This window comes from Dyadobacter sp. HNCC25DJ187 (assembly GCF_056895255.1).
In genome coordinates, this window is record NZ_JBXHAT010000001.1 from 1,321,886 (window position 1) to 1,337,024 (window position 15,139).

10 protein-coding genes are annotated in these 15,139 nt (G+C 40.4%); 6 read left to right on the forward strand and 4 right to left on the reverse strand.

The window, feature by feature from the left end; translation table 11 throughout:
• Positions 1-287 precede the first annotated feature (287 nt).
• From AC1XUE_RS05405 to AC1XUE_RS05420, 4 genes are all read left to right on the forward strand, one after another.
• The gene (locus tag AC1XUE_RS05405) at positions 288-1,151 is read left to right on the forward strand and encodes an AraC family transcriptional regulator (RefSeq protein ID WP_483354913.1); all 864 of its coding nucleotides are present in this window, start codon (positions 288-290) and stop codon (positions 1,149-1,151) included.
• Between the two features lie 302 nt (positions 1,152-1,453).
• The gene (ade, locus tag AC1XUE_RS05410; protein WP_483354914.1) at positions 1,454-3,082 is read left to right on the forward strand and encodes an adenine deaminase; all 1,629 of its coding nucleotides are present in this window, start codon (positions 1,454-1,456) and stop codon (positions 3,080-3,082) included.
• A 158-nt stretch (positions 3,083-3,240) separates the two neighbouring features.
• On the forward strand, positions 3,241-3,822 hold the full coding sequence (locus tag AC1XUE_RS05415) for an RNA polymerase sigma factor (protein ID WP_483354915.1): 582 nt from the start codon (positions 3,241-3,243) through the stop codon (positions 3,820-3,822).
• A 102-nt stretch (positions 3,823-3,924) separates the two neighbouring features.
• Positions 3,925-5,190, forward strand: a complete 1,266-nt coding sequence (locus AC1XUE_RS05420) for a replication-associated recombination protein A (RefSeq protein WP_483354916.1) — start codon at positions 3,925-3,927, stop codon at positions 5,188-5,190.
• 19 nt (positions 5,191-5,209) lie between these two features.
• On the opposite strand, the gene AC1XUE_RS05425 is transcribed toward AC1XUE_RS05420, so the two are convergent.
• Positions 5,210-5,497 carry a hypothetical protein gene (locus tag AC1XUE_RS05425; RefSeq protein ID WP_483354917.1) on the reverse strand — a complete coding sequence of 96 codons (288 nt, stop codon included), beginning with the start codon at positions 5,495-5,497 and terminating at the stop codon, positions 5,210-5,212.
• 230 nt (positions 5,498-5,727) lie between these two features.
• On the opposite strand from AC1XUE_RS05425, the gene AC1XUE_RS05430 reads away from it, so the two are divergent.
• Positions 5,728-6,306: a YfbU family protein gene (locus AC1XUE_RS05430; protein WP_483354918.1), complete on the forward strand. Its 579-nt coding sequence runs from the start codon at positions 5,728-5,730 to the stop codon at positions 6,304-6,306.
• 577 nt (positions 6,307-6,883) lie between these two features.
• Here the strand turns inward: AC1XUE_RS05430 and AC1XUE_RS05435 are convergent.
• Together AC1XUE_RS05435 and AC1XUE_RS05440 are read right to left on the reverse strand one after the other, a co-directional pair.
• Complete coding sequence (locus AC1XUE_RS05435) at positions 6,884-10,162, reverse strand: T9SS type A sorting domain-containing protein (protein ID WP_483354919.1); 3,279 nt, start codon at positions 10,160-10,162, stop codon at positions 6,884-6,886.
• 1,355 nt (positions 10,163-11,517) lie between these two features.
• Entirely contained in the window at positions 11,518-13,428 is a 1,911-nt protein-coding gene (locus tag AC1XUE_RS05440) for an AAA domain-containing protein (RefSeq protein WP_483354920.1), read from the reverse strand.
• A gap of 135 nt (positions 13,429-13,563) precedes the next feature.
• Here AC1XUE_RS05440 and AC1XUE_RS05445 point away from each other — a divergent pair, with 135 nt between their 5' ends.
• Entirely contained in the window at positions 13,564-14,667 is a 1,104-nt protein-coding gene (locus AC1XUE_RS05445; protein ID WP_483354921.1) for a DNA alkylation repair protein, read from the forward strand.
• A gap of 62 nt (positions 14,668-14,729) precedes the next feature.
• Here AC1XUE_RS05445 and AC1XUE_RS05450 read toward each other — a convergent pair whose 3' ends face one another.
• A complete protein-coding gene (locus AC1XUE_RS05450; RefSeq protein WP_483354922.1) occupies positions 14,730-15,116 on the reverse strand; it encodes a hypothetical protein in 387 nt (128 codons plus the stop codon).
• Positions 15,117-15,139 lie beyond the last annotated feature (23 nt).

Sequence of the window (15,139 nt, forward strand, 5' to 3'; positions counted from 1 at the left end):
GTGTAATAATTCCTGTTTATTTCCGAATTGAGCTTTAAAAACAGTTCAGTGCCCAAAATTACTATTCAAATTAAAAATAAGATTGAAATACTTTCGGGTAGGTCAACCATATCAGGGCATTCGGAATCAGAAGGAAAAAGTTACCAAAATTGAAATACATTGCTCCTGGTGAAATTGAATACAAATGAATAGTTTTCCTGAACTACATAATTTTACAATAATAGCATTTTTTTCAACTATATTGGCATCTTAATACTTTCACAGCTTCATAACGTGTTTTTTTAACAGTGAAACCTCAGCTATTAAAAGTTCATAAGGCTCTGCAACAGTCTTTCAGCATACGCCGTGATGTGGTACTTTACTTTTATAACCGTTGGCATTACCACCCCGAACTGGAACTGGTTCATATAGAGCAAGGGTCCGGTACTCAGTTTGTGGGAGATAATATCCAGAATTTTCAAAGTGGAGATCTTATATTGATTGGTCCTAACCTGCCGCATTACTGGAGATGTGATGAAAAATACTTCCAGGGCGATACTAATTTGTATGCACAGGCTACAGTTCTACATTTCTCAGAAAGTATTTTTGGTTCGTTTCTGGAGCTTCCGGAAAACAAAGCGATACGCGAATTACTATCACGTGCCAGAAAAGGCATGAAGCTCACAGGATCTGAAAATGAGGTAGTCAAAAGCATTTTACAGGATCTTCTGGATGAGAAGGAAAGCAACCCAGTGATAGCACTGCTTAATATCCTGCAAACACTTTCGCAAAACCCCGATGCCGCTGAACTTTCTGCTTCGGATTATCCACAGGAATTTGATGCTCATGACACGGACCGGATTAACCAGATATACCAATACTCACTGGCCAATTTTCAACAAAAAATTAGTATTGAGGAGATCGCAGAAGTTGCCAATATAAGTCCAAATTCATTTTGCAGGTATTTTAAAAGCAGGAGCCGCAAGACCTATTCGCAATTTCTACTGGAACTGCGTATTGGTTACGCATGCAAATTATTAAGAGAAGGCAAGCTAAGCGTAGCCCAGGTTTGTTACGACAGTGGGTTCAATAATTTTGCAAATTTCAATAAGCACTTTAAAAATCAGACCGGCAATAGCCCATTACGGTACCAAAAAGAATATCGATCATAGTACGAGAAAATTATTTCTATTTATTAAAAAAATAGTTTTACATCACATAGATTATTTATTCTTCAAAATGCTAGAATAGTTGTAAAACATGCTCAGATAATTAAAGTATAAACAAAACCAATTATTGTACTTTACAAATAATTATTTACCCTTTTTAGGTAGCTGGTATTCTGACGTTGGAAAGGAATATTGGAAGTAGGTAAATAAGAGGAATATAGAAAGCAGGATTAAACATTCTTAAATCAAAATGTATAGCTTTAACAGGTTGTGTAGCAACCAACTTGTATTAAACCAAACTATTGATGCGCGTTAATCTTGTAAATATATTCGAACAATCAATCAGGGAAGCAGAGCTGATCACAATAGAGGGGAAGATTGCTGACATTTCCATTGTCGGACCTGAAAATCATACATTGTTCTACGCACTACCAGGCTTCGTAGATGCACACGTTCATGTAGAAAGCTCCATGCTGACTCCATCACAATTTGGACGTATGGCTGTAGTTCACGGTACGGTCGCTACCGTTTCCGACCCTCACGAAATCGCAAATGTACTTGGAATAGAAGGCGTACATTATATGATCGCCGACGGAAAGCGCGTTCCATTTAAGTTTTGCTTTGGTGCCCCATCCTGCGTCCCTGCCACCGTTTTCGAAACAGCCGGTGCAACAATTAACGCAGAAGATGTACGCCAGCTGCTGGCAAGTGATGACATTGGGTATCTGGCCGAGGTCATGAACTTTCCCGGCGTACTGAGCGGCGATCCTGACATGCTCGCAAAGATTGCCTGGGCCCGGCATTATAACAAGCCAGCCGACGGACATGCCCCGGGACTACGCGGAAAGCAGGCTGCAGCCTATGCTCAGGCAGGGCTCAGCACTGATCATGAGTGCTTCACCTATGCAGAAGCCCGGGAAAAAATCGAATACGGAGTAAAAATATTAATACGGGAAGGAAGTGCAGCCAGAAACTTTGAAGCACTTATACCTCTACTTAGTGAGTTTCCGGAGCAAATCATGTTCTGCTCCGATGATAAACATCCCGATTCACTTGTTTTAGGGCATATTAATCTGCTCGTAAAAAGAGCGTTGGAACAGGGTCATTCGTTATGGGATGTGCTCAGAGCGGCAAGTTTAAATCCAATCACACATTATAATTTACCGGTAGGTCTGCTACGGCAGGGGGACGCCGCAGACTTCATCGTTGTGAATAATCTCGATGACTTTGATATTATACAAACATGGCTCGACGGTGAACTTGTAGCTGAAAACGGCACCTCTCTAATCCCTAATCTTCGAAGCCCTCATGTCAATCAGTTCAATTGCGAAAGAAAAAATGCAATAGACTTTCAGTGTAAAGCATCTGAAAATGCGTCACAATTACGGATCATAGAAGCATTGGAAGGACAGTTGATTACCAACCAGCTGACAGAACATATTCCATCGAAGGATGGATTGATCGTGGCAGACACAGATCGTGACATTTTAAAAATTGCAGTAGTAAACCGATATAGGGATAGCGCTCCTGAAATTGCCTTCATCCGAAATTTCGGGCTGAAATCCGGAGCAATGGCATCTACAGTAGCACATGACTCACACAATATCATAGTGGTCGGTTGCGACGATGACAGTATAGCCGAAGCAGTTAATTTTCTGATTGACGCCAAAGGCGGCATTTCTGCAGTAGGGAACGGCGAAAAAATGGTCCTTGAACTCCCTATTGCCGGACTCATGAGTGACAGTAACGGCTATCTGGTTGCAGAAGAATACACAAAAATGGACTGGTTTGTGAAAAATACGCTCCAATCTACTTTACAGTCGCCGTACATGACCTTGTCGTTTATGGCACTTCTCGTAATTCCATCCTTAAAACTCAGTGACAAAGGGTTATTTGATGGCGATAAGTTTGAATTTATATCCCGAACCTTATAACACTAGTAAAATGAGTAGAATAGTAAGATTAAGTTATCAGATGTAATTTTATCTGTAAATATTTTTATAATGTGTTTTTTTATAAATATATTTACAAGTGTATAAATGACCCTTATTTTATAATTCCTAACCTCAGTTAATTCCTAACCTTAACAAAAATGGCTCACCTACGCTACAAACAAGAAGAAGAGCTTTCCTTCTGGGATCAGTTCAGAAAGGGCGACGAAAATGCTTATGCATGTCTGTACAAGTCATATGTGCATATTCTTTACCAGTATTGCTCACAATTTACAATTGACAAACCCCTGATTAAAGATTGCATTCACGACTTGTTCGTAGAGTTATGGAAAAACCGGGCTACTTTGGGTGACACGACGTCGGTGAGGTTCTACCTGATGGCCTCTATTAAAAGAAAGCTTGTTCGCCACCTTAATGCACAGCAGAAACATACCAGCAACGAGGATATTCCTGTTGAATACTGGCATATCAATACCCCTTCTCACGAGAATCACATGATATCGGAAGAGGAATTCGATTCTACCAATCAGCATTTGAATGTAGCCATTAACGGGCTTCCCCGTCGTCAACGCGAAGCTATTTTTCTTAAATTCTATATGAATCTTAACAACCACGAGATCGCCGATCTGATGAAGATTAATATCCAATCGGTATATAATCTTGTGTTTGGTGCTTTGGGTAATTTGAAGAAGCAAATGACTTTGGAAAGACTAACTTTCTGACATATAATGCAACAGACATATAAAAAACGCGTGGCGAACTATGCCACGCGTTTTTTGTTATCTATGGTATATTAAAACGAAATCAGTTTTTTGCCAATAACTATGGTGAACACACCACTTGCGGAACGCCTCCGACCGAGAAATCTGGATGATTATGTGGGACAGGATAAACTGCTGGGACCCAATGGACCCCTGCGCAGAGCTATCATGCAAAATACCATTCCTTCCATGATTTTATGGGGTCCTCCGGGAGTTGGAAAAACGACACTGGCACTATTGTTGGCTGAGGTTACCAAAAGACAATTTCATAATCTGAGTGCGATCAGTTCCGGAGTAAAAGATCTCAGGGAAATTCTTTCGAGACCATCCGGTTTATTTCCTCCTATCCTCTTTATTGATGAAATCCACCGGTATAACAAAAGTCAGCAGGATGCGCTGCTCGGAGCTGTTGAAAAAGGACAGGTAACACTGATTGGAGCTACAACGGAGAATCCGTCATTCGAAATAAATTCAGCGTTACTAAGCCGATGCCAGGTATATATTCTGGAAGCATTTGGGCAAGATGAATTAAAGGAAATTATTGACCGGGCACTCGTTAAGGACAGTTGGCTGTCTGGTAAAAAAATAACGTTTTCTTCCTATGACGCATTATTCAGGCTTTCGGGAGGTGATGGAAGGAAATTATTGAATTTGCTGGAATTGGTTGTGTTGGCAAAGGGAGATGTAACCGAGATTGAAATCAGCGATGAATGGGTAACAGAAGTTGCACAGCAGAATATAGCACGCTATGACAAATCCGGAGAACAACATTACGACATTATCTCAGCTTTCATAAAATCGTTGAGAGGCAGTGATCCGAATGGAGCGGTGTATTGGATGGCACGCATGATCGTCGCCGGGGAGGATCCCTCCTTCATCGCCAGAAGAATGTTGATCATGGCATCAGAAGATATAGGTAATGCAAATCCAACGGCCATGATTATGGCTAATGCTTGCATGCAGGCAGTGAACGTGGTTGGTTACCCCGAATGCCGTATCATTTTATCTCAGGTTGCCATATACCTGGCGACTTCACCTAAAAGCAATGCAAGCTATATGGCAATTGGAGAAGCTATTGAGATTGCCAAAAACACAGCACACCTTCCCGTTCCGCTACATCTGCGTAATGCTCCTACCAAGCTGATGAAGCAAATTGGCTATGGCAAAGAGTACAAGTATTCACATGCTTATGAGGGCAATTTTGCGAAACAGGAGTTCTTACCGGGGGAATTAACTGGCACCAGATTTTTTGAACCTGGCATGAACGCGAGGGAAGAAGAGATACGGAAAAAGCTACAACACTGGTGGGGAGATCACTACAATTACTAAACAACTCCCGTTGAATAGCCTATTGATCCTTTCTACGGGCATTTCGATCATTTTCAAGAAACTTCGCTATATCCTGTTTCCTGTGCGCAATTGCTTTTTCAAAATCACTAAATGACAGTAAGCGGGAGGATTCACTTGAGCCTGTTGCTTTCCAGTCGGATCCAATCCGTTTTGCGAAAAGTCTTAGATTTCCTTCCGTTTCCTTTTCGGAAAGCAGCTTCTCTGCCCGCTTATCAATCTCCGCATTACCCTTCTCGGAAGATCCGAATATCTCATAATCGTTAAGTATTTTATTATTACTTTTCATCGGAAATTTATATAATCGTGAACTTCTAAAATCCGAATTCTGACTATTGTAAAACTAGGTAAGGCAGTTAATTATATCCTAAACGACAGTATAAGCTGAAGAAATATGATACAAATATAGAACAACCTCTATCAAGCCACAACATGGAGATAAAGTTTTGTGTCAGTAGGTTAAGAATTCATATTATATTGCTACGTTAATTTAACCTGATTAATATTACCACATAAAATATGATACCAACTTCCCTCACGCTGGAACAGCGACTGATGCTGATTAATCAGTTTAAATTGCTATCAATTGTTGAAAATGAAGAACAGCAGGAGCAGCTATCAAATAAAATTGAAATACTACAGAAAGGATATACGGGACTATACCCGAAAGTGTTTGATACACTATACGAAGAAATTCCAATAACAGTATACAACGACGTGGAGTCCATCCTCGCTATGTATAAAAGAATTAATGAGTCGATACGGAATTTACCTCTGTCAGAGCAGGAAGTACTTGACCTGGCAAGCCTGGAATTTGAAGGATTTGATGATAACAACGAAATGTATTACCATATGATGACTTACCTGGTGGACAGGATGGAAGAACCTAATGACTATCGTGGACGCAATCTTCGATCACACAATCCGCTGAGTATGGTAAAATACAATAAGATGCTCTCTGTCTACAACCGACTTCAGATAGACAATGCGTCTTATTATAGCAGTAATGACTTACAGGAATTTATAGATTCAATAGTGCAGGAAATAAATGACAAAGTTAATGAAAGCCATCTTGACGAGCCTGAACTAACCAAATAAATTAACAACTAACATTACGAAGTTATTAAATTTAAATTACTAAATATTAGGTGTTTATTTCAATTAAATAATTAAATTTGCACCTGAGGACTGGTAACAGTACTCATAACGTTGAGTAAAATCGGACATCCCGGGGCTCTTTGCCCCTGGATGTTTTTATTTATACTCAATGTATGATTATCTACGATCAGATGCCTACAATCTTTCACTACCCTAAGCGAATTTCCTGAAGACCTGACCGGAATGGTGTTTATAATAGCTCGTAAATTGCTTCTTCGATGAGAGTTGGCGTATGACCCATATTGCCCATAGACCCGCCCCTATCATTAGTACAGAGATAAGATAAGGCCACAGTGAAAGAAAATTCAAAAATGACTGTACCATAGTAATTTGAGTTAGGTTTAACATTTTTTCTTGGTCAGGTTTAGAAAATAATCGTACCATCTCAAAAGTCAAACTCACGACCTGTTATTATGTAAAATTTTCACCACAATTCGCTGAATTCAGAAACTTGTGATACATAAAAAAAGTCGCCGGACAATTTGTCCGGCGACTTTTAAAATACACCTACTATTTATTATTGTTTAACGAACTTGCTGCTAACAGTCTGCCCGTCTTTACGAGTAACCTGTACGATGTAAAGTCCGGCTGCAAGGTTATCAGTTGAAACAACTGCTTTTACATTTCCATTAGACTCAAATACAACAGCGCCAAGCGTGTTAATTACTTTTACCGACTTAACCAACCCCCAATCTTTAACTTGAATGTTCAGAGGCTCAGCGTTGGCAACAGGGTTAGGATAAATTTTCAAAGCTTCCATTTTAAAGGTTAAACTTTGAATTCCACTTATCGCGAATGTTGCATCTTTATCGATCATTTTAAGTCGGTAAAGATTTTCTCCATCCAATGGACTCACATCCGTGAAATCATAGGTTGCGATTGCAGAACTTTCTCCTTTAGCATTTCTTTTACCAATGGCATTCCAATTTTTACCATCTCTACTTCTTTGTACCTCAAAACTTTCACTGTTTGACTCGGACGTTGTAGACCATGATAACTGAGCGACTTCTCCTTCTTTAGCCGCTTTGAAAGATGCCAGTTTAACAGGAAGCGGGCCACAACCAGCAGTGTAAGGAGATACCGTAGAATAAAATACATCTATTACATTCAAGACGCTGGCAACTGAACCAACCGAGATTCTAATTTCATCAAAAGCTCCGGAGCTACGGAAGCTAATGCTATTTCCAGTTGAACCAATAATTGGAATGAGCACATCTGCGATAAGCAGATTCCCTGCAGTCTCAGAATCAACAAACTGTCCGTTATTATAAGTCGATATGGTTAACGAAGATAGTAATTCTGCCTGTAAAAGGTTATTTGCATCCCTTATTACAAAACCAGCAAGAGAATTTGCCGGATAGGTAACTACACCATTTTTGACTGATATTGAACCAGTATTTAAAACACCTACCGGAATAGTAATTGTCGCATAGTCAGAAATGCTCGTATTTATCACGCTTGCAACATCAGAAACCGAACATAGCGCACAGACACCACCTTCCAATCCGGTACGAGAACTTTCAATTACAACTGGCTGATCTGGCGACAACAAAGGTGTATTTACATTACATGCAATCGGATTGTTATCACAAAGATTCTGCACGACAGCATTGTAGACACGTATGTCTCCAAATAGATTTGCACCTAAGTTGGTAAACTCAATTTTGATTTTATCAAACACGTCCTCGGACACTATACCAACAACCTGCCTTCCCTGACCAGTAAGTAAACCAGCAGAAACGACAAGACCAGTTCCACTATATCCAACTCCAGTTGAAGATTTAAGGGTTTCAATACCATCAAGATATGTTCTGATCCTAATACCACTAAGCAATCCTACATTCAGAAGCCCTGAAGTTCCCACGTCAAATCCTGCATACGTCCCTACAGGATAGTTCGTCACTGCGTTCCCAACAGCAAAGCTAGCCGTGCTACCTACTGTTACCCCTAATGATAAGGTAGCGAAATCGTCTGAGCTTGCAGCATCAAGTACATTTTGTGAATTAGTAACCGTACAATTCACACATCCAATCGCCGAAACGCTTGTATTAGCCATATCTACGTAAACGGCATAACCAGGGTTCGTAACGTTTGTCAATGTATTACAGCTAAGTGCTCCATCATTACAAAATGACTGAACAACTAAATTATGCACAGTTGTAATTCCAAGTGATACACCTGCCAGCTGCGTAATTGTTACTTTAACTTCATCAAAAGGAAGAGTAGTTAAAAACCCTATGGTCTGCCGTCCACCATTCAATAAACCCACATTTATTAACCCTGAACTTCCTGTTCTCGTTTCCTGAGGTGTTGCATTTCCATCCAGATAGGTAGAGATTGAAATATTGTCAAACAAGTTTAAGCCCAGCACTGCTGAGTTCGAGATATCAAACCCTGCGAATGTGCCAGCCGTGTAATTGCCTAGCTCCTTTTTTACAGAAATAGATCCAGTTGTGCCAACACTAGCTAACAAGTTTATTTTAGCACCGTTGTTCACATCTGCATCAATAACCTGATCCTGATCTATCAATTCGCAATTAACACATGCAGCTCCACCGATTCCCATATTTGCAGTATTGAGGAATAGTGGATAATTAGGAGAGGTAATAGCTGTCGGTGTATTGCAGGCAATGCTAGTACCTTCACAGAATTTTTGAAACACTGCATTGTACACCCTGGTTTCTGCGAAGCCAACAGAAACTCCGGCATCAACAATTCTGACCTGATTAAATGGTACTGTTGAAACTATCCCTATCGTTTTAGGTCCTCCGCCTGAAAGTAAACCACCGCCCAATAGTAATCCTGCTCCACTCGCCTGCTGAACCCTTTCTGCTCCATTGTATAGCTCAATTGTGAAGTTGTCCAACAACGACAGAGAAACCAAGCTTGAATTCTGAATCACAAAACCGGCAAACGTTCCTGAAGGATAAGTGGTAACATTGTCACGTACTCCGATGTAGCGCGCACCAAGACTCACCAAGAAAGTGTTGAATGTTCCATAATCACTTGCAGATGCTGAGATTACGTCATTTCCGTCAGCAACACCTAACCCACCAGTCAACACGTTCAAATTAAAATTGGGAAGACTTGTGTTTTGCGCAACATTACAAGGCATTTCGGGACCAGAACAATATCTGATCTGGAAAGGACTGATAATGTTTATCGATCTTGTGATTGTGCCACAATTCAGAATGGCAGGAGCACTGAGTGTGGCCTGTAGCCTAATCCCATTAAAAGATGAAGTACTCAGAAATCCGACCTGGAAAGTGCCGTCGGCAAGTTCGGTAACAGTGGGTGCTACCTGTGTTCCGCTTTCATTTCCGTTAATCGTGGAAATTGTAAAGCTTGTAAAAGTAGTTAGAGGATTCGCTGATGTAATAAAGCCAACATAATTACCTGCAGTGTAAGTCGCATTTCCATTGATCCTTAAAAACCCAGAAGCATTTGTTACACTCGATGTGGCACATCCAGCTATTCCACCAGTTGCCGTCCTGGTAGCAACAAGCGTCAGTGTTCCACTTGTCCCCGCATCACCGTCAATTATGGCATTGGGGTTAGATAAGCCTGAACCGGCTGATCCTGTGAAAGTTCCTGGTGTAACTGCTAAACCGGTATACGTTGCTGCAGGCTCCCATTTTGTAGGTGTATTACATGCTAAATTTTCCTGCTGTGCAGCTGCTTGTAAACTCAGCAAGAGTGAACCTGCAAGCAAAACGCCCTTTACCTGCAGAAGCTTAGATCGGCAGGCAGAAGGCACTTTCATCAGGTTATTAAAAAATCGTGTAGATCTTTTCATAAAGTTAAAAGGTAAAGTGAAACATTAGATAAACATTATTGACTTTGTAAAACACTGAAAAACACCAGAGTTGCAATTGTGGAGGGTAGATAAAGTTGAGTTTGGCATACACCAAAAAATGCTGATAAACCGTGATGACACATAAAGCCTGATGTATACCGATTCTGGTATTCAAAGCACTCAAAGCTTGCATGTGGCGCGTTATGCAGGCCGCCTGAACGCTCTCAGATTTGCACAAAGGGAAAGGTAAGAGCGTGTGGAGTGCGAAAACACAGGGCAGAAAGATCGCAGTACGACCATTTGGGGGAGTATTAAGTTTATCATAGCGCGTATTGTGAGTAAAAATTTACTTATATATTACTGATTTTCGGAATTAATATTTAACTCATTGATAATCAATACCTGTATTATGAAAAAATACAGAACAACTCATAGCATTAAAAAAATAACGCTACATATATACGTATTCAATTATTCTTCGAAGATCTGCTACCGCCACAAGATATTCATTTCACTTTTCGAACTACTTCTGAAAATAAAACCACTAACGTACAGCTATATAAAATTTGTGTATGCATAAATATGACTTTTGTCAGTACCAAAACTAGTCATTATCATTAATAATAAAAATAATATTATTCATTTAAATGAAATTAATTCTATACCAGTAATCGACATAATCTATACAAGTATCATATATTCAAAGTAAGTACTTCTTCATACGTATAAAAAATATAATTTAACCACCCGTGACTCCATATATATATGTACAGAAAAACATATATATATCACACTACAAATACCTATTTACGAACACAATACAAAAAAATTTGGATAAAAATTAACATTATACAACAAACCATCACATATTCTGATACCTCAACTAGAATATACAATTACTAATAGAATTATTTTGAAGACATCAACATAACTATGTCACCTACCACATCCAGTGGTAGCATATCAGAGAAATTTCAAAATTTGAAGCAGTGTAAGGAAATTAATCAATGGGTTATAGAGACTGAACATCTCTCCTGTAGATAATACGCTACATCCAATGTGGGTAAGAACAAAAAAAGCATCTATCTGAGAATAAAAATCTACAGATAGATACTGATGAATAGCTTTCCTATTCCTTTTTGTGACAACTGCCAATTGAGATTGACAATCGTGTGGCACTGTTAACAACGATCAGGTCAATATTCACTTCAGCTAACTGATCTTATTAACCTATGTATTAGCATTTCAATCTTCCTTCCATACTCGCGGCCTCATGGCCCGACATCAATACGACATTTACCATCCGTCGATGGCCTGTTTACTTCTCCTCTACAAAAGGCTATTAATCTTCTTGATCAAATTTCAACATATTCCCATGCACTTTTGTACCCATCCAACTTTTCGGCATATGTAACAAACAAACTGTAAAAAGGCAGTACGGACAAAGTCGCACTATCACCTACAACAACCAGCTTTTTACGGGCTCTGGTCATCGCCACATTCATTCTTCGTACATCCGACAGAAATCCGATGATACCCTCTGCATTACTACGGGTCATACTGATATAAACAATATCTCTCTCCTGTCCCTGGAAACTATCAATCGTATTGACCGATATATAGGGAAGATAATCTTGTAAATCAGGAGCATGTTTCAACAGATCCGCAAGAATGGCAATCTGCTGTTTATAGGGCGAGATGACAGCAACCGTCGGAAAATTCTTATCCGTATAGCCCTGTTTCCCAAGATCACCAACCAATTTCGAAAAATGCCTGAAAAGAAAAGCTGCTTCTTCCGGATTGGTTGAACTCGTTCCATCCAATTGCTCGTCGAACCCACAACCCGCCGTATCAATGAAAGTAACTGCCAAATCACCTGGAAATAATAGTCTGTCTTTTACAGATTCATGTGCTCTCAAACGATCGCCGTAGAATATCTGAGAAGAAAAACGCATAATGGACTCATGCATCCGATATTGCTCCTCCAAAAGTACAACTGCTTCGGGATGCAATTCTGCACTTTTCTCCATCAACGTGGTAGCTAATCCGTTTCTCGCAGCTTCATCAGATTTGATCGTAGGGGAAAGTTGAAAATGATCTCCTGCCAAAACTACCTTCTGGCCTTTCAATATAGGAATCCAACATCCGGGCTCGAGTGCCTGTCCCGCTTCATCTATTACAACCGTATGATACTTGACGTTTCGAATCGTGTAGTGATTCGCACCTACCAGAGTCGCCGTAATAACCTGTGCCCTACTTACCACATCATCAATAATGTACTGCTCCGAACTGGTTACTTCCTTCATAATCCTGTGCGCCTCATCGAAAAGTGCCTTTCTTTGCTCACGCTCCGATTTCCCGAACTGCCGCTTATATTTATGGGCCATGTTCTTATATTCGTTCGCCTGCTTTTTAAGATTTCTGATTTCCTTCATTCTCGCATGGCCTGCCATTTTACTGTCAAGCGTAAGATCGTTCAGCCTTTCCGATACACGGGCCGGGTTACCTATACGAAGTACATTCAGCCCTGCTTCTGAAAGCTTCTCACTCAACAGATCAACAGCCGTATTGCTGGGAGCAACCACCAATATTTTCTGAGGATCTTGTGCAATAAGTGCTTTTACAGCCTGCACCAATGTGGTAGTTTTTCCTGTTCCGGGCGGACCATGAACCACGGCAATTTCATTGGCTGACAGAATTTTCTTTATGGCGAGTTGCTGCGATTCATTCAGCGATGGAATAGGCTCAACAAGCAATCGGTCGTTAAATGTAGGTTCATGCAAACCCGTCAATACTTTGATCAAACGCCCAAGCACACCGGATTCTATGGATTGAGATGCTGTTTTCAATGCCGACTGCATTTCCTCATAGCTGTTGTCATCAAAAAGCAGATCTATCCCAAGCTTACCATCTTTGGACCAGTCCGGCAACTCATCAGTTTTCAAAGTTATTTTTAACCGGTTTCCACTCTGGTGCGTTACAGTCCCTTCAACTCTGTCCTTTTTAGGGTCATGATTAGAAAACAGTACTGCCGGAACACCGAATCGGAGCTGATGCGAAAGGTCAGTATGCGTGGTACGCTCCACTTCCACAGTCAGATAGTCACCTCTGCTCATTTCAGATCCGCGAATGGCAATGGGGTACCAGGATAAACCAGCAGCACGTCGTTGCGAAACCGAAGTGGTGTCTGTAAGCTTTATATAGGATTGCTTATCTTCTTCCCGCTCCAACTTCAGCAGGTCAAGCAATTTTTTAAAATATTCCATGCTGCAAAAGTAACTGATGACGCGTGAAGTTCGGCGACACACCTGGGAAGTAAATTTTCAGAAGTGAAAACCTTCCGTATACACCTGAATCTGTATTTTTACCAATCTGTTACTCTGAAATATAGAAATACCTTTATGGGCACACTTCTCAAAGACCTTTACTCTCCTTCTTTTTATAATAAATTAGCTGGAAGCCTCGAAGTTAGTCTGGATCAATTTGATAAAGCTGCTTTCATTGATGGAATCTTTACGAGTCAGTTTACTGATATGGAGTTAAAAGACCGTATGAGACACACCGCACGTGTTTTGCATAGCTATATGCCTGCGAGATTTTCTGATTCTGTTGCTGCTTTAAAACAAATCATTGCACAGTTGTTAAAAGATAATTTCCGTGCAGGAAGTCTGGAGTTCGCCTTTCTTCCGGATTATATTGAAAATTACGGAATAGAAGATTATCCGAATGCGGTTATCGCTCTGGAATTCATGACACAATTTATCACTTGCGAATTTGCAGTAAGGCCGTTTCTGATCAGGTATCCGGATGAAATGCTGAAACAAATGTTAGACTGGTCTCAGCATCCGGAGCCGACTGTAAGACGACTGGCGAGTGAAGGAACACGTCCCCGGTTGCCATGGGCGATGGCCGTTCCTTATCTAAAGCAAACCCCCGAGCTGGTACTGCCGATTCTTGAAAAATTGAAATATGATTCGTCAGAATCCGTGAGAAGAAGTGTAGCTAACAGCCTGAATGATATTGCAAAATCACATCCGCATATCGTACTCGAAACGGCAAAAAAATGGGCGGGTCAGGGCAGAGAAACAGATGCCATTATCCGACATGGGTCCCGGACACTCTTAAAACAGGGCAATGCAGCTATTCTCGACCACTATGGATTGACAGCCAATAACATCAGCATGAGCGCCATAGAATTGGAGTCGTCTGCCATAAGAGTGGGAGAAAATCTGTCCTTTTCTTTTACTGTACAAAACGAGTCTGCCATAGCTCGTACCATAAGATTGGAATATGCAATCTATTATATGAAAGCGAATGGGCTGTTATCCAAAAAAGTATTTAAAATCCGTGAGAAATCTTATGAGGCTTTAGAGCGCGCGACAATTGGAAGAAAACAAAGCTTCAAACCTATCACAACCCGAACATTTTATTCGGGTTTGCATAAGCTATCACTCATTGTGAATGGAGAGGAGAAAGCAATAATCGAATTCCGATTAGATGTATAAACAAAAATCTGGCTGACAATTCTGAAAAGAAAAGTCAGCCGAAAATATTTCCTCTATACGATTCAGGCAGTTGCCATTGTTCTGTTTTCCAAAGCCAATCCTTTTATTCCCTTCAGATTCCTAACCTTTTTTTCGACTACGAGCGTGTCCTCAAACACATAATCGTCTCCTGCTTTCTCCTTGAATTCCTTCAAGGCAGCATTCAATTGTTTCTTTGACAAACCACTGTATACCAATTGCAACAGGATTGCCTTTTCATTTGACAATCTTTTTAGCTTCCAGTACTTAGGATGATCAGCACCTATAGGAGCACGGAAGGTATGATCGTTCTTTTCCTTTACCAGAAAATCATAATCAATCACTACCTGTCCTGAACTAATGAGGCTTCCTTTCACAACAATTTTTGCCTCTCTGTCTACTGTAAGTTTGAATATTTTTTCGTGTACCATTTCTGCATAAATTTTATCCTGTG